Below are 15,744 nucleotides of genomic sequence, written 5' to 3' on the forward strand. Positions count from 1 at the left end.
AAGCGAGCTCTTATCAATTCTTTATGACCTATTAACGATATAGACCTATGTCCTTCTGCATGTGAGCAGACATATCGCTTGAATAGTAAGTGCGCGGAGTGTTGTCAACAAACAAGATGTCAAGAAGATGCGCGATCAATCCTTTGAAGCTAACCGAGTAGGTTTTTTTGTCCATAGAGGTTGGTACTGCGATAGTATCGATGTGCATTGCTTGTGCCATAACTAATCTCTCTATAAATTCGGTAACTTTGTTAAGACAAATAATAGGCAATTAATTGCTCTTCGAAAAATGACAAATATTCCATTTTCGGATTAGTTTTACTTATGTTTTTATATTGTAAACACCACAATCACCATTTAGTCAGCCATTGCGACTAATTATTCATTTAGCTCAAAAATAGCGCATAAGGTGTTGATAAATTGGTTGAAACAACCATTTTAGTTACAATAATTTAACCAAATCATTTTACTATCTGGTGTGTAGCCCCCTATTTTCGATAAGCTGAACTAAAAAGCCCATGAGCATGTCATGGGCTTCACTGATATAAAAAGAGAGGAGACTAAAAGGAGACTAGCGCTCCTCGTTATATGCCTTGCAGTGACTTATTGCTCTTTCAAGTAACTCTAATGCAGATTGATCACAAGTAGGCAGTTCTGCCTCGCTGCTATGTTTAGCCGTGACACGCTCTCCCCATTTAATAACGCCTGCTCCCCATGTTAAGCCAGCGCCAAAAGCGGCCAATAGTAATGTATTGTTAGGCTGAACTTTACCTTGCTCTACGGCTTCACACAAAGCAATTGGGATTGTCGCGGCAGACGTATTTCCGTAATGGTTAATATTTACAAGTGCTTTGTCTTGAGGAATACCAGATAAATCACACAAGGTTTGGATGATGCGTATGTTCGCTTGATGCGGTACCACGACATCGATATCCTCTTTTGATAGACCGGATGTTGATAGGACTTCTGCCGTTGCCGCCCCCATGCCTTTTACTGCACGTTTGAAAATCTCTTTACCAACAAACTCGAAACTCCAATGTCCGTTGTCAGACGCAAATCTATCCATCGACGTACCGAACTTAGGCACCGCCAAAATATCACGACCTTTTGCATCACAACCGATCTTCGCTTTTTGCAGGCCAACACACTGATCCGTTTTTGATACAACAACTGCACCTGCGCCATCGCCAAACAGCACTGCTGTATCGCGCTTAGTCCAATCAATAAAGAATGATAAACGCTCGGCACCAATGATCAGTGCATTTTCATAGCTCCCCGCCTGAATCATGCGAGTCGCTGTTTCTAACCCATAGAGGAAGCCCGTACAAGCCGCATTCAAATCAAATGCGGCGGCTGTCGGAATCGATAGATTCTGTGCGACACGCGAAGCGGTATTTGGTATCAAAGAGTCTGGCGAACACGTTGCGACGATAATCAGATCAACGTCCGCTGCCTCAATGCCTGCACAGGCCAACGCACGTTGCGCTGCGACCGTCGCAAGATCCGATGTGTTAACGTGGCTAATTCGGCGAGATTCAATACCAGTACGAGAACGGATCCATTCGTCTGATGTCTCCATAAAGGTACTTAAGTCATCATTTGATAAAGTGGCTGGTGGCAAACACTTCCCCCACCCAGTGATCTCTGCATACTGCATAATCCAATAGTTCCTGCTTATTGTTGTAATCGGTTTTTTCATTGACTTGCCGATTGATTAATTGCCCAAAATCTCTAGGCTATACTTGATGGTCTTTGCGATGAAATTCGCTTGCGACTCAAATAAGTATATACACAAGCAAGAATAATTTGCATGACGCAACTACTGTTTTGAATAACAGCGGTGAGTCTAAGCAAGATAAGAGAGAGTCTATGTCTACGTTCAACACCCGATGCCCACACTGCAATAGCGTCAATCGCGTTCCACAAGCTAAACTGAATGAAACCGCCCAATGTGGTCGTTGCCAACAGCCGCTGTTAGATGGTCGACCTGTTGAAGGCACTACAGACAACTTTAATGCACTACTAAACAGTGAAAAAACGGTCGTCGTAGATTTCTGGGCGCCTTGGTGTGGGCCTTGCGTTAATTTCGCACCAGTATTTGATCAAGTTGCCAACGAGCAGTCATCTCAAGCTCGATTTATTAAAGTCGATACAGAAGCGCAACAAGCACTTGCCGCCCAATATGGTATTCGTAGCATCCCAACGATTATGGTGTTCAAAAATGGTGAGCGAGTGAACATAATTAATGGTGCACTGCCGAAAGTACAGTTTGAGCAGTGGCTATCACAATCTTAGATGAACTAGTCAAATTCAATATAAAGCGGTCAATAGCATGGCTGCTTTTTTCGTTCAATGTTGAAAAACGAAGATGCAAATAGGTTGCTTAGAATTATGGAAAGAGAAAAAGAGAAAATGGAGGCGCGTCCCGGAGTCGAACCGAGGTCCACGGATTTGCAATCCGCTGCATAGCCACTCTGCCAACACGCCTTTGAGTGATTAACACGAGGTTAATTATCTAATTTTTGTATTTGCTATAAAGCAAAAGAGAATGGAGGCGCGTCCCGGAGTCGAACCGAGGTCCACGGATTTGCAATCCGCTGCATAGCCACTCTGCCAACACGCCTTTGGGTGATTAACATGAGTTAATACAAGTTGATGGTGCCCCGGGCCGGACTTGAACCGGCACAACGCGAACGTCGAGGGATTTTAAATCCCTTGTGTCTACCAATTCCACCACCAGGGCAACGCAATTAAGCGATGGTGACACCATCTGTTCTTTCGGCCTGTGCCGTGAGAACGAGGCGTACTTTAACGGATTGAGATTTCACGTCAACAATAAATTTTAAATAAAATAATCAAACGATTAAAACCACATCAATCTGATCGCATTACCTGCACATTGATGTTTTTTAATACTGGCTAGCACCGATTCATCGGTATGAAACTTCACTGCAATATCTATTTCATACACTGAATAAATGCCGTTTGTTCATCTATATCAGCTATGAAGCCACTAAAACGATATCAATATGAGCGTTATGCTGTTCTATGCAACCTCGCCTATCCTCGCGTTTTTAAGCAAACACGTTATGGGTTTGACCCTAATGGACAGCGGATCATAAAGAATCAGTTTGGTAAAACGATGATCCGAGTACTTTGGAGTAAAAATAGTAACGAAGTCGTTGTGGTGATCAAAGGGTCCCACAGCGTCACAGACTGGTTGCTCAATTTCGCATTATGGACGCGCAGTTGTCAGAAGGTAGGTCTTTACTATCGAATACATGCCGGTTTTTATCATCTGTTGTTTCAAGAGAGCGCACCGACGAGAAACGAAGACAAACTGGGAGCGAGTGTCTTTGAACGACTAGAAACTTGTTTAATACCTCTTACAGAGCAAGGTAAGCGAATTACCATCACGGGTCATTCATCTGGCGGAGCGATAGGATGTGTTTTTGCCGATTACTTTGAGCAAAAGTACCCTAAATCAATCAAGCGCATCGTTACATTTGGTCAGCCTGCTATTGGCAACTGGCAGTTTAAACGACGCTATAAGCTCGCTCATAAGACCTATCGCATTTGTTGTGACTTAGATATCGTGACCTTTATGCCGCCTTTGCCGCTGTTGTATTGGCACAGTGGGAAAATGCTCTGGCTATACAATGGGAAAATCTACGAGAATACACCAAGTATTATAAGGTTTGGGCGTTCAATCGTGAGCTGGGTCGTGCGACCTTTTTCCTATCACCTAATGAGCAAGTACATTCGAAACAAAGACTTTTTCGACGAAAGATAAGCTTAAAAGAACAAAATGGAAGAAGTTCCAAAAGAATGGAGGCGCGTCCCGGAGTCGAACCGAGGTCCACGGATTTGCAATCCGCTGCATAGCCACTCTGCCAACACGCCTCATTTGATTTGCCATCGCTTTAACATTGAGTATGTTTATCTCTGCTCTAACGATGGTGGATACTTTACTGTCCTCACATTTACAGTCAATGGTTTTTTGCGACTTTTGGCTCAAATGCTCAACCACAAAACAATGTGCGACAAAAACCAACCACACACGTTGAAAATTAGAGCAGTAAACATTCCAGGAGTTAGTGGCGCTTAGTAAAGCGCTCAAACATTGAAGGTGAGTAGTGCCAGCAATGGTCAAACATCTCGGTCAATTCTGGATTGCCGTATTTCGACACACACACCGCATGAAAGCGGTAGTGGCGACTTTTCAACTCATCCACTTGCTTTTGAAGCTCTTTTGATTGAGTCGGAGCGATAAAGTCTGAGAGAACCAACACATCAGCATTTCGATAGCGTTCAGTCTGTAGCATCTCCATAGAATTGATCAGGGCTTGTTCTAGATCCGTTCCACCGAAAAAAGTGTAGCTGAGAAAATCGGCTACCTCTTGCAAACCGTCTTGCTTAGTCAGCTCATAGGTGATCTGCTCTGTAGAATAGAGCATAACAAAACACTCTCTATTTTCAGCAAGGGCAATTTGCATCAGAGCATAAGCCATCGCCTTAACGCTCTTCTCTGGGAATCCTTTCATTGACCCGGAAGCATCAACACAAAGAATAAAAGGTCCTTTTTCGATCTCTCCTGACTTATGCTCTGGTTTTTGAGCAACCACTTTACGTACTGTGCGTGATTTACCCTTAACGCGATAATTCATCAAACGCTTGTCGACCAGGTGTTTGTAAAACACCACTTCCAATTCTGGGTGCGCTAAGAACATGGTTTCGTTAGGCAGCATACGATTCAAATCGTTGCTTTGGTGGATACCAACAATATCGTCAGCCACTTCATCAGTATTCTCTTCAACGACTTGTAACTGCTCATCGGGCATGGTCGTTAGACTTGGATCATCCACTTCCCCTGCCATACGACCAAGTTGTGTCGCAATTTCCTGAATTTTCGGGTGCTTCTTCAAGAAGTCTGCGTAGCCTTTTAAATGAGTAACGTCACTGCGTTTCAATCGCGCAGAGGCCATGTCCCACAAGCGACCCATGCTCTCTTCATCACCCTCTTGTGTAATGCCGTCCATCTCCTGGATCGTTTCAATACGGTGATAGAGATCGCTCAGTACTTTTTCTTTGTTTGCCTCTAATTCCGAGACTTGCGCTTGCTTGATTGATGTCTTTAAATGCTGATACCACTGGTCACAGAAAAAGTGCGGAAACATCGGGTTGTGCTGGCTTTTGTTATCATTCAGCATCTTTCTCGCTTTGACATAAAAAGCAGAATGCCATTCAAGCTTCTTTACCACATCTTCGATGTGATCAAAAAAATAGGCTTCATCCCAATGTATGACTTCTTGGTACAAGGAAAGCTCTTGTTTGAAACGGTCTGTTTCACATACTCGAGTAATGCGTTTCTTTACCGTGCCACGCCATTTCAATAGATGGTTCTTAACCGAGGTTGATACACCTCGGTTTTCAGACATCATCATCACTTGTGAACGAGCCATCAAGTCATTAATCGCAGTATCAATGATGCCTGATTCTGCGACAGCAATGGCAAGGTTTACACTATCAGCTCCTAGCATGGGTCACCTTAACTAAAATACTCTGCAAGCGCATTGACTCTCGCGACGGTGTTTTCACACTCAAGGCTAAAGGCTTCAACTTGTTCGGTTATTGTCTGTAGCCCAGATTCCATACCCAGTAAGATATCTTGATCTAGGAAGTTATGAGGTAAAGCGCCGTGGAAATCAGAGCTTACGCGACGTAAATGATGTTCCATATCTTTAACCTGCTGACCGACCTCTGCACAACGGCTTACCCAGCCTTCATGAACGTCAGCCTTTAGTGCCGTATCGGTCGCCAAACCCACTAATACCGAGCGGTTGGCAAGATCTTTTATGACGAGCCTTTCATCCGCATCCAAGTCGAAACGCAGCTTGGTCACTTGTGATTTCTGATTCACATAGCCAAAGATATCGCCCGCCCCATCTTTGATCAGTTTTTCTAAATCATTTTTAGGAACATACACCCACTTGGTGTCGCCCTTATCAACGTCAGATACCGACATATTGCTTTGCAGAAGCACGAGCTTAACGAGGTTCCCAATGACCCCTACTTTGTAGAGTTTGGCCGCACTTAAGTTATACGACATCCCTGATTTTTTTAGCAGTCCCGATGCCACCTCATGACTTAACGCCATACTAAGCTGCTCGTTCAGTTCCGTTTGGATTTCAGATAAATCTTCACGACAACTGTTGATTTGGAGCTCGACTTCACGTTGGTCGAAGGTGTAATTTAGGGCAAAGTCTCTGATGATCTGGCGTACAACATCACGTGAACCCGGACTGTTCCAAAGACAGTCTTCGAGCAATAGAAGGTCTAGCGGGTTGATAGAATCACGGCCATTAAAGAAAGCACTTGCTTTCAATAATTTAACGGCTTTCTTCCAACGGCGATCTGAAACATACATCTCTTCATCGCCTAGTTTCTGCGCTTCAGGTGACTCCTCAATCATGGTTTTCAATGTGTATAGCTTATCGAAAGTACGCTCATCGAGAGGAATCTCTTCTAGCGCCTTCAGCCATTGGTGATATTCATCATCAGTGATTGCAAGACCCTCAGGCAATTGAACTTCCTGAGGCGTTCCCACTGTTAACATTGAGCGGAAGTTATGTTTGTTCTGAATACGATCCACAAATATACGAACCAGCATTCGGTCATACAAGGCATCAAGGCCACTGTCTTCATCAGGCAGCTCATTCGACGCCGATATCAACAATCGCATAGGAACACGTTCAACTTCACTCCCGTTTTTGAAGGTCTTTTCATTCACCACGGTTAGTAACGTATTGAGAATGGCTGGGCCTGCTTTCCAGATCTCATCAAGAAAAACGACTTGAGAAGTGGGTAGATAGCCTTGAGTGAGGCGGACATATTTGCCGTTATCTTTGAGCTCTTGAATGCTTAGTGGGCCGAACACCTCCTCAGGTGTTGAGAAGCGAGTCATTAAATATTCAAAATAACTGGAATCTTCAAACGCTTGGATAAGGCGTTTTGCAATCAGGCTCTTCGCGATGCCTGGAGGGCCAAGCAAAAATACACTTTCTCCAGAAAGTGCCGCAAGCAAGCACATTTTTATCGTACGTTCACGCTCATAAACACCGTCGGATAGTGCTTTAGAAAGCTTGTTGATGCGCTCTGATAGCAACGCTTTATTCGCGTGAGATGTAGATACTGGCTTCAACATCTAGATTCCTTGATTAAGAGGTTGTTTTCATTTTATTTATATTTAACATTGTATACACAAATGCAACCAAGTAATTACAACTTTAGTGTTAGCCTAGGGCTTTTGTGAAGATGACGAGGAATAGACATGCCACAAGTAAGTAGACTAAGCACCCGAAAGCACTAAGAGCTCTGGGTTGCACAAGTTAGATAACTACTTGTGTTATAACATTGTGCTGTCATTTGTGTGCTAGTAAAACTTTGATTGAGAAAATGATAAGAAAGAGATTTGGGTCACGAATAGATAGGGTAACAACCTTGTGGCTAGTATTTCATCTAATAGAGGTCAATTCGTTGATTCAACGACCAAATCTCATTTTCGAGCTTTAATTCACTGAATATTGAAGATACATTGAACGAGTCATCATTAGCAGTAAGAGTTCAACAGGACATGAGCCACCTTATTCATCAATGGAAGTCGATTCGCTTAGAAGAAGAGCAAGTCACCCTACCCAATGGAAAAACCATTACACACACCAACATTCAACACCCCGGCGCAGCGGTGATTTTACCCATAACCCCTGATGGTCATATCGTGTTAGTTGACCAGTACCGCCCCTCATTAAAAAAGTGGTTACTCGAACTCCCTGCCGGCACTTTAGAGCCTAATGAATGCCCCTTAACTTGCGCTAAACGAGAGTTGGAAGAGGAAACAGGTTATGTCGCTTCAGAATTTATAGCTCTTGGACAGGTCACACCGTTAGCTGGCTTTTGCGACGAGATTCAGCACTTATTTGTTGCCCGCGGTGCTAGCAAAGACAGTGAGTGTAACCTCGATGATGATGAAGTGATCAATGTTTCTGTTAGAACGCTCACTGATATTCAGCACGCGATAGTCAACAATGAACTCACTGATGCGAAAACCATTGCCTGCCTGAGTAAGGCGCAGTTGTGTGGGTATTTGTAATTGAAATAAAAAAATGCCCACTTTATTAAAGCGGGCATAATGTTTTTCAGCGTGTTACGTGATTTTAGAATGACACGTTTAAGCCGATGAAGTGGATGCGGCCGTCGAACTGACCATTGACACCAATAAAAGCTGGGTCTACGCGAGCTTCAGACTTCACGCTACCAAGATCTGCATACTCGTAGAACATATCAAATGTATAGCCATTCCATACCGTCGAGGCACCAACAGAATAGCGCCACTGATCACCAACAGGTAAGTCTACCCATTGCATCTGAGGATCGTCTTGCGGAGATGTCTCATATGACAAGCCTGCCTTCAATCGCCAGTCGTCGTTCAAGCGGTAATCTGTACCCACTGCGAAATGCCAAACATCATCCCAATCACGTTGGATTGGAAGAGACCCGCCATTATTGAAATTAAATACCGTATGATCCCACTCTGACCACCTGTGAAACTGAACAGAAGCGAGTAAATTTAAATCAGCATTGATCCCATAGCGCATACTTGCATCAACAATAGCAGGAACATCAATATCTGCAGCCACGCCACCCTGAACCGCACCACTTACATCTGCATCAAAGCTATGTTCAACTTTAGAACGGTAGCTCAAGCTTAAATCAAGGTCTTCAGAATAACGATACATTGTGCCCAGAGTGAAGCCAAATGCCCAATCAGAAGACTCCTCAACACGAATTGTGCCTGCGCCCATCGTCTGTTCTAAACTTGCCCAACTCATTTGCACGCCAGCACCAAATGACCATTGATCGTTGTACTGATACGAAACAGTAGGATTGATTTGCGCTACAGCTAAATCGATATCATTTAATAACGCTGTGCCCGCCCAGTTAGTCCCATAATCCAACGCAGAACCACCAGCAACCCCTACACTAATACCTACGTGAGTCTGGTCGTTGATTTGGCGTGCATGAAAAAAACCAAGTGTTGGTGATAATGTACTCGCTTTACCGTTGCCTGCATCACTAGCATCTGAGCCAGGTCCAGTATGCTTAAATTTCATTTCTAGGTCGAACAACGCAACGTTAATCGTCGTCAGTGACTCACCCATAAATGACATGGTTGCAGGGTTTGTCCACATTGCAGCTGCAGAGCCTGTGTAGACGCCATCACCAGCACCAACGGTACCCGCATTAGCAACGACTGCTTCTTGCAAAAATATACCACTAGCCTGCACAGGCATTGCCATGCCCACTGCTATTGCCAGCGCGGAAAGAGTGCGGGCCGGAGTGTTTATTGAAGGGGAAGTTGCACAGTTTGTAGGTTGTTTACGCATTGATTCGACCTTTTATGTAACTTATTTAATATCACCTACCAATCACAAATAGGTGACCAATAAGTCGGGTTCCAAATTAAACTGATGCGAATTATGCATGAACCTATTATTCCATATGGAATAGTAGTTATTCCTATTGGACTAGTTACCGAAAGAATGAAAGTTATCCATAAAAGTAATCAAGTATTGCCAAGTACCCAGGCCGTTTACCCCGAATAACATACGAGCCAGAATATTGACCGTAAGTATTTTTTGACGCTTCTTGTCCGACCTCTCACTTTTTAACAATCTATTACTCCGTTTAATCTCTATTAGTCGACAACAACACTTTACAAAGTAATATGTCGACTATAAGGTTTGAGCAATGGCAATATGCATGTATTATTTTTGCGATATTGCTCCATATCTTTGCATTTGTCAGAGCAACATATTTTGAATAAGCAAGCCTATACAATTTCAGAACAGAACTTAGCTATTTGGTATTCTCGCAATATCCTTGATGCCGACGCAATTACAAACAAAGACTGGGCTAGTGATGATTGAGTTCCTCAAAGCAAAATACACTGAATCTTTGGCAGACAGGGAGCATATAGAATGAGAGCAACTATTTTTACAAAACTCCTTGCCATATTGCTGCTTACTATCTCCATAATGGTGAGCATGTTCCTATTTGTTGCCCACTCTCTGAATGATGACTTTATCGACCGCGTTTACAATGAGGTCGAATTCGTCCTTAATGAAAACGCGACAGACTTTTTGCTCACTCATGCTGATAAAAATATGGACTATCTGCAAGGAGAGATTGTCAATAGCATGTATTTCTCAAATGCTGATGAGATTTTGTCGTCAATAAATAAATTTACTAACGATTCCTCAACGGACGCCATTTACGTCTTTGACAAAAATCAGCAACTGTTAGCGAAAATGAGTAAGTACGAAGTTAAGAATAACACTCAGTTATTTGAAGAGGCTGAATATCTCCTCGGTATCCATGACGAAGCTTACATTCAGATCGATCAAAAACTCGCTATTGCACGAAGCTTCTATATTTATGATGAGCCTGTCGGTTATGTGCTCATCGTCTCAAACAAAGATTTCTACTCGAACGAAATTGACGTTTCTTTAGACGTCATTCAATCTCTATCTTTAATTCAAAGAGATAAACATCTTTACCAATATACAATTGTTGTCACTCTTTCAACACTCATGTTCCTCATACTTGCGGGGACACTTTTAACCAGATTGCTAAAGCCGGTGCGTCGATTAAAACAGGATATTAATAATTTTGGCGAACGTAGTATCACGTCGAAGCCATTTGAAGACTACCCTAACGATGAGTTCGGTGAACTAGCAAGAAGCTTCAAAATGATGAGAGACAAGGTCACTAAACGCGAACAAGAAATTGTACGTCTGGCTCAGTTTGACCCGCTGACTAATTTATACAATCGTAACTATCTGATTAATCGATTCGAAACCATCATCACAGATCAAAACACACAGGTTATCTGTCTGTATATGGACCTTGATAACTTCAAAGAGATTAACGATACATTTGGCCATGATGAAGGCGACTTACTGATCCAAGAGGTTGCAGGTCATCTTGCGATGCTTCGCACTAAAGAGCACGAAGACCCATTTTTACAGAAGTGCTTCCAAGAGTGTATGACCTTGTCTCGTCTTGGCGGTGATGAGTTTGTTCTTTTGTTCCAGATACAAGACATCAGTATCAGCGTCTACTCTCTTGGCTACCAGATTGCCAATGAAGTGAAGGCTTTATTTAGGAACAGACTAGTAAGTTACCACGTCTCTTCCTCTATGGGTCTGTCGCTGTACCCGTTGGATGGTGCGACCGTAGATGAACTGATGAAAAAAGCAGATATTGCGATGTACAGCGCCAAATCAAAAGGCAAGGGTCGTTTCGAGTTTTTTAATGAAGAGATGAGTACGGCTCTTGCACGAGATAGAATGATCGAGCAGAACCTAATTCGAGCACTCGAAGAGGAAGGCACACCCCAATTCCACATGGTGTATCAACCACAATACTATCTGCGCTCAGACAAATTAGTTGGAGTCGAATCCCTTGTTCGTTGGTTGCATCCTGAACAAGGCTTTATTTCACCGGCCGAGTTTATTCCAATTGCTGAACGTAAAGGCATGATAGAGAAACTCGGCAAAGTCACAGTTCAACTTATCTTAGAGGATATGAAGCAGTGGCGAAACTATGGGTGGGATATACCCGTCTCATGGAATTTATCCACCGTAGAACTCCTTAAGACAGATATCGTTGACTATCTGATTTCCGAGTTAAAACGAGCAAACATCGACCGAGATCTGTTAAACATCGAAATCACAGAAACTGCTCTTGTGACGGATCTAAATCGAGCCAAAAAGCAGATCAATGACCTTCGCCAACATGGCTTCCGAGTGTGGCTCGATGACTTCGGTACAGGTTACTCTTCTTTATCTATTCTGGGGGAAGTAGAGATTGACGGCCTGAAGATTGACCGCTCGTTTGTCAGTGCGATCGGCAATGGTGAAACCAGCAAAACCTTAGTCGTGGATGCGCTTGTACAGCTGACCAATACTTTTGATATCTACATTGTTGCTGAAGGGATAGAAACTAAAGAGCAACTCGAATACTTGAAAGCAACCCGCTGCCACTATGGTCAAGGCTATTTTTACTCTAAACCTATTTGTGCAGACCAGATGCTTGATTACTTTAAGCAATCTGCTGAATTAAAATCGGCAGTAAATGCTTGTTAAATTTACAGTCCTGCCTCCAGATAAAACTACGGGCCCTTAACTAGAGTATTCCGTAAGAGGCCGTTTATTTATCTGACATAATGTGGAATGAGGCGATTAACCATTTGGGTAGATAAACTTAATCTCAACCCTACGATTACACTGTTTACCCGGTGCGGAAGCATTGCTACAGCGGGGCATACTCTCTCCAAAAGCACGCGTGTAAATTGCCTGCCGTTGCACTTTCTGCCCAATGAGCGCTTTCTCTACCGATTCTGCGCGACGCTGAGCAAGTTGGTCATTGTAGCGACTCTGACCTTGATTATCGGTGTGACCATCAATGACCACTTCGATTTCAGGGCTACCCGCTAAATAACGTCCTAAGCTATCAAGCCAGCTGCGCGATTGGTGGTCAATACGTGCTGAGTCAGTGTCAAATTGAATTACAGGCTCTAGTTGAATTAGAGAGTAATCACCGGGGATCACACGATATTCAATACCAAGCTGACGCAAGAAAGTTTCGAGTTCAAGTGACTGTGATTGGGCTACCTGTGAACTTGTTGGTACCGAGGTATAAGTCGCAATCATACGGCGTGGTGGATCGCCCCACTCAGGGTGTTTAACTTCAAGATCGTTTTGAGGCGCGGTTTCAAGCATATTGCCGCCAATAATCATTGGATCTGTGGTGAAACTGCCACATCCACTCAACGCTATTGCACATAGAACTGCTATCTTTTTCATTTATCCACCAGCCTGACTTTTTAACTCTTAATTTGTATCGGCTAAAACTGATTATACTTAAGTGAAAACTTAGATTTAATTATCGTATACCCTATATCGCCTTAGGTGTATGATAGTTAAGCTTCAAAATCAAACTATTAGAGCCATAATATGACCATTAATTTTCCAAAATTCAGCCTGATTGCTTTACTTACTCCGTTATTCATTTTAGCAGGATGCAGCGAAGAGCCAACAACGCCATCTGCTGGCAAAGAGTACCAACAACTCGCCGAGCCTCTGAGCAACCTTGCTCCTGTCACTGAGGTGTTTTCTCTGACCTGTGGACACTGTCGTTCTATTGAGGCGTTCATTCCTGAGTTAGAACAAGCGACAAACCAAGAGATTGGCAAAGTGCACGTCACGTTCAATGAAAGTGCACAAATCGCCGCGATGATTTACTACACAGCAGTTATGCAAAGTGATACTCCTATCTCTCATTCCACCATGGACGAGTTGTTTGCCGCTGTGCAAATGATGGGGCAAGTGACGCAAGAAGAACAAAAAGCCGCTATTGAATCAGTCTTTGAAAGTAATAGCTGGGCTAGCCCATATCAAATTGATGACCAACAGCAAAGTGAAATGCTTGCCCTATTTCAGGAAGCCGATGACATCAGCATCAAAGGCCGTATCAATAGCGTACCGACCTTTATCATTAATGGCCAATATCAAGTTAACGTCTCTGCTCATGAAGACATTCAAAGCATTGCAAACACCATTAACTACCTACTAAACAAGGAGTAGTCTTTCATGTCGAAAACCATTATCGCGGTCATTATTTTAGCTATCAGCCTGTTTCTCCTTTACCGCAATATGCAAAACTCAAAAGCGGCAGACCAGAATCAAGCGAAAGGAATAGCATTTCTAGAAAGTAATAAAGCGAAAGAGGGTGTGATTACAACCGAGTCTGGCTTGCAGTACGAAGTGTTACATAAAAGCGATTCTGGGGAAAAGCCTACGGCAGATAAACGCGTAAAAGTGCACTATCATGGTACCTTAATTGATGGCACTGTGTTTGATAGCTCTGTTGACCGTGGTACACCTATCGACTTTGGTGTTACTCAAGTCATTAAAGGCTGGCAAGAGGGCCTGCAATTAATGGATAAAGGCGACAAATATCGTTTCTATATCCCTAGCCAGCTTGGTTATGGAAACAGAGGGACAGGACCTATCCCTCCTGCATCGGTATTGATATTCGATGTGGAACTTATCGATATCTTATAGCTTATTTGATGCTACTGAGCGGGATGAAACGTCACCCGCTCTCCTTCTACCATATAGCAATCCATACCCGCTGCATGTGCAGCTTGCTTACCCAGTTCAGTATCTTCAAAAACAACACATTGATTCGGCTCACAGCCCATATTCCGAGCTGCTAAGATAAACGTATCAGGGTTTGGCTTGTGCTGCTCGACATCGTTGGCGGTCACAACAGATTCGAAGAGTGAACGCAGTCCCGCCGCTTCTATCAATGCATCAGCGTTAACACGTTGACTGCCCGTACCTATCGCCATCGGACGTTTGCCATGGAACGCATTTACTACATCTAACGTGACTTTGATTGGCTGTCCTTTGTCTTCAATCGCCACAAAAGCTTTCATTTTAAAGTTGGACACAGCACTAGGCTCAAGCGCTAGACCCTGAGCTTTATTGACCTCTAACGTGATTTTAGGGCTTGGCATCCCCCCTAGACTGTGAAACCAAGCTTCATCAAATTCAAACCCAAACTCATCCGCTGTCATCTTCCATGCAGCTAAATGAGCTGGCATCGTATCAAGCAACGTGCCATCCATGTCAAATATGAGCCCCTGGTATTGCTCGAGCTGTTTATAAATACTACTCATCATTCGTTCACTTCTACTAAATAATTCATCAGTATATCAGCCTATTATGACGTGTTTAACATCCGTCTTTAATTAGACGCTTTGAAGTTGATGCTTAAGAACGTTCACCACGAGAAATCAGTTGCGATAGAAATTTCACCATAATCAGCAATGGAATGATTGTCTCCATTCATAGAAGGCTATATTCTAGCGTTTTCTATTTCGTTACTTAATAAGTTGTTATTGCAATGAATTTTGCTGTTTTAAGTGTCTTTATCCCCACATTTTTCTTTGTCTCTGTGACGCCTGGTATGTGTATGACACTTGCCCTCACGCTTGGAATGAGTATTGGTTATCGTCGTACGCTTTGGATGATGGTGGGTGAACTCGCTGGTGTTGCCGTTGTTTCAATCGCCGCCGTGCTGGGTATTGCTGCTATCATGCTCAATTACCCGTGGCTATTTGTCGGCTTCAAGTTCCTTGGCGGAACCTATCTGCTCTATCTTGGTATACAGATGTGGCGCTCGAAAGGTAAGCTCGCCCTGAGTGCTGATGCGAAAGAGATTGAAACCGGTAATGACTGGGATCTCGTCGTGCAAGGTTTCGTCACTGCCATCGCAAACCCTAAAGGATGGGCGTTTATGATCTCCCTGCTCCCTCCATTTGTTGATCAATCAGCAGCACTCACTCCTCAACTTATCGTGTTAGTTTCAATTATTTTAATTTGTGAGTTTATCTGTATGACGCTCTACGCAACCGGTGGTAAGGGTCTGAAACGACTATTAGGTAAAAGTGAGAATGTGAAGCTACTTAACCGTATTGCTGGCAGCCTAATGATGGGTGTAGGTATTTGGCTCTACCTCACCTAGCAAGAGTGGTCAGGTTTTCATAACCCATTGACCCAATAGACAGAGAAACGCCCATATCATTGATATGGGCGTTTTTTTGATATATCAGAG

Annotated in this window: 14 protein-coding genes and 4 tRNA genes; 7 read left to right on the forward strand and 11 right to left on the reverse strand. The window is 43.3% G+C overall.

The features are described 5' to 3' along the window. Positions 1–31: 31 nt before the first annotated feature. Complete coding sequence (locus GT360_RS17125; protein ID WP_164650177.1) at positions 32–220, reverse strand: hypothetical protein; 189 nt, start codon at positions 218–220, stop codon at positions 32–34. Positions 221–571: 351 nt separating this feature from the next. Then, positions 572–1,657 (reverse strand): ketoacyl-ACP synthase III, encoded by a 1,086-nt coding sequence (locus tag GT360_RS17130; protein ID WP_164650178.1) that lies wholly within the window; start codon positions 1,655–1,657, stop codon positions 572–574. A 212-nt stretch (positions 1,658–1,869) separates the two neighbouring features. Between GT360_RS17130 and trxC the strand changes: the two genes are divergently transcribed. Further along, positions 1,870–2,295, forward strand: a complete 426-nt coding sequence (gene trxC, locus GT360_RS17135) for a thioredoxin TrxC (RefSeq protein ID WP_164650179.1) — start codon at positions 1,870–1,872, stop codon at positions 2,293–2,295. A gap of 118 nt (positions 2,296–2,413) precedes the next feature. Here trxC and GT360_RS17140 read toward each other — a convergent pair. From GT360_RS17140 to GT360_RS17150, 3 genes are all read right to left on the reverse strand, one after another. Then, positions 2,414–2,487: transfer RNA gene (locus GT360_RS17140), tRNA-Cys, on the reverse strand. Between the two features lie 62 nt (positions 2,488–2,549). Continuing rightward, positions 2,550–2,623: transfer RNA gene (locus tag GT360_RS17145), tRNA-Cys, on the reverse strand. A 33-nt stretch (positions 2,624–2,656) separates the two neighbouring features. Beyond that, positions 2,657–2,743 (reverse strand) — tRNA-Leu (locus GT360_RS17150). A gap of 261 nt (positions 2,744–3,004) precedes the next feature. On the opposite strand from GT360_RS17150, the gene GT360_RS17155 reads away from it, so the two are divergent. Continuing rightward, the gene (locus GT360_RS17155; protein ID WP_164650180.1) at positions 3,005–3,793 is read left to right on the forward strand and encodes a lipase family protein; all 789 of its coding nucleotides are present in this window, start codon (positions 3,005–3,007) and stop codon (positions 3,791–3,793) included. A 36-nt stretch (positions 3,794–3,829) separates the two neighbouring features. Here GT360_RS17155 and GT360_RS17160 read toward each other — a convergent pair. The 3 genes from GT360_RS17160 to GT360_RS17170 form a co-directional block, all read right to left on the reverse strand. Further along, positions 3,830–3,903, reverse strand: a tRNA-Cys gene (locus GT360_RS17160). Positions 3,904–4,094: 191 nt separating this feature from the next. Continuing rightward, the gene (viaA, locus tag GT360_RS17165) at positions 4,095–5,540 is read right to left on the reverse strand and encodes an ATPase RavA stimulator ViaA (RefSeq protein WP_164650181.1); all 1,446 of its coding nucleotides are present in this window, start codon (positions 5,538–5,540) and stop codon (positions 4,095–4,097) included. An 8-nt stretch (positions 5,541–5,548) separates the two neighbouring features. Then, complete coding sequence (locus GT360_RS17170) at positions 5,549–7,204, reverse strand: ATPase RavA domain-containing protein (RefSeq protein ID WP_164650182.1); 1,656 nt, start codon at positions 7,202–7,204, stop codon at positions 5,549–5,551. 429 nt (positions 7,205–7,633) lie between these two features. On the opposite strand from GT360_RS17170, the gene GT360_RS17175 reads away from it, so the two are divergent. Next, on the forward strand, positions 7,634–8,149 hold the full coding sequence (locus tag GT360_RS17175; RefSeq protein ID WP_164650183.1) for an NUDIX hydrolase: 516 nt from the start codon (positions 7,634–7,636) through the stop codon (positions 8,147–8,149). A gap of 64 nt (positions 8,150–8,213) precedes the next feature. Here GT360_RS17175 and GT360_RS17180 read toward each other — a convergent pair whose 3' ends face one another. Next, entirely contained in the window at positions 8,214–9,443 is a 1,230-nt protein-coding gene (locus GT360_RS17180) for an OmpP1/FadL family transporter (protein ID WP_275426978.1), read from the reverse strand. Positions 9,444–10,037: 594 nt separating this feature from the next. Between GT360_RS17180 and GT360_RS17185 the strand changes: the two genes are divergently transcribed. Continuing rightward, entirely contained in the window at positions 10,038–12,206 is a 2,169-nt protein-coding gene (locus GT360_RS17185) for an EAL domain-containing protein (RefSeq protein ID WP_164650184.1), read from the forward strand. A gap of 96 nt (positions 12,207–12,302) precedes the next feature. On the opposite strand, the gene GT360_RS17190 is transcribed toward GT360_RS17185, so the two are convergent. Continuing rightward, complete coding sequence (locus tag GT360_RS17190) at positions 12,303–12,926, reverse strand: OmpA family protein (protein WP_164650185.1); 624 nt, start codon at positions 12,924–12,926, stop codon at positions 12,303–12,305. A 150-nt stretch (positions 12,927–13,076) separates the two neighbouring features. On the opposite strand from GT360_RS17190, the gene GT360_RS17195 reads away from it, so the two are divergent. Further along, positions 13,077–13,706 carry a thioredoxin domain-containing protein gene (locus GT360_RS17195; protein WP_164650186.1) on the forward strand — a complete coding sequence of 210 codons (630 nt, stop codon included), beginning with the start codon at positions 13,077–13,079 and terminating at the stop codon, positions 13,704–13,706. 6 nt (positions 13,707–13,712) lie between these two features. Further along, positions 13,713–14,186, forward strand: coding sequence for a BamJ family beta-barrel-assembly machinery protein (locus GT360_RS17200; protein WP_164650187.1), 474 nt, complete (start codon positions 13,713–13,715; stop codon positions 14,184–14,186). An 11-nt stretch (positions 14,187–14,197) separates the two neighbouring features. Here the strand turns inward: GT360_RS17200 and GT360_RS17205 are convergent, their stop codons facing one another. After that, a complete protein-coding gene (locus tag GT360_RS17205; RefSeq protein WP_239502684.1) occupies positions 14,198–14,809 on the reverse strand; it encodes a beta-phosphoglucomutase family hydrolase in 612 nt (203 codons plus the stop codon). Positions 14,810–15,033: 224 nt separating this feature from the next. On the opposite strand from GT360_RS17205, the gene GT360_RS17210 reads away from it, so the two are divergent. Then, complete coding sequence (locus GT360_RS17210) at positions 15,034–15,654, forward strand: LysE family translocator (RefSeq protein ID WP_164650188.1); 621 nt, start codon at positions 15,034–15,036, stop codon at positions 15,652–15,654. Positions 15,655–15,744 lie beyond the last annotated feature (90 nt).

The sequence above is a fragment of the Vibrio astriarenae genome, assembly GCF_010587385.1.
Lineage (GTDB): Bacteria > Pseudomonadota > Gammaproteobacteria > Enterobacterales > Vibrionaceae > Vibrio > Vibrio astriarenae.

Bases quoted from the DNA above. Each gene is read 5' to 3' on its own strand.
- GT360_RS17175 (WP_164650183.1), top strand. From the start codon at position 7,634: ATGAGCCACCTTATTCATCAATGGAAGTCGATTCGCTTAGAAGAAGAG.
- GT360_RS17170 (WP_164650182.1), bottom strand. From the start codon at position 7,204: ATGTTGAAGCCAGTATCTACATCTCACGCGAATAAAGCGTTGCTATCA.
- GT360_RS17180 (WP_275426978.1), bottom strand. From the start codon at position 9,443: ATGCGTAAACAACCTACAAACTGTGCAACTTCCCCTTCAATAAACACT.
- GT360_RS17185 (WP_164650184.1), top strand. From the start codon at position 10,038: ATGAGAGCAACTATTTTTACAAAACTCCTTGCCATATTGCTGCTTACT.
- trxC (WP_164650179.1), top strand. From the start codon at position 1,870: ATGTCTACGTTCAACACCCGATGCCCACACTGCAATAGCGTCAATCGC.
- viaA (WP_164650181.1), bottom strand. From the start codon at position 5,540: ATGCTAGGAGCTGATAGTGTAAACCTTGCCATTGCTGTCGCAGAATCA.
- GT360_RS17195 (WP_164650186.1), top strand. From the start codon at position 13,077: ATGACCATTAATTTTCCAAAATTCAGCCTGATTGCTTTACTTACTCCG.
- GT360_RS17125 (WP_164650177.1), bottom strand. From the start codon at position 220: ATGGCACAAGCAATGCACATCGATACTATCGCAGTACCAACCTCTATG.
- GT360_RS17130 (WP_164650178.1), bottom strand. From the start codon at position 1,657: ATGCAGTATGCAGAGATCACTGGGTGGGGGAAGTGTTTGCCACCAGCC.
- GT360_RS17205 (WP_239502684.1), bottom strand. From the start codon at position 14,809: ATGATGAGTAGTATTTATAAACAGCTCGAGCAATACCAGGGGCTCATA.
- GT360_RS17200 (WP_164650187.1), top strand. From the start codon at position 13,713: ATGTCGAAAACCATTATCGCGGTCATTATTTTAGCTATCAGCCTGTTT.
- GT360_RS17155 (WP_164650180.1), top strand. From the start codon at position 3,005: ATGAAGCCACTAAAACGATATCAATATGAGCGTTATGCTGTTCTATGC.
- GT360_RS17210 (WP_164650188.1), top strand. From the start codon at position 15,034: ATGAATTTTGCTGTTTTAAGTGTCTTTATCCCCACATTTTTCTTTGTC.
- GT360_RS17190 (WP_164650185.1), bottom strand. From the start codon at position 12,926: ATGAAAAAGATAGCAGTTCTATGTGCAATAGCGTTGAGTGGATGTGGC.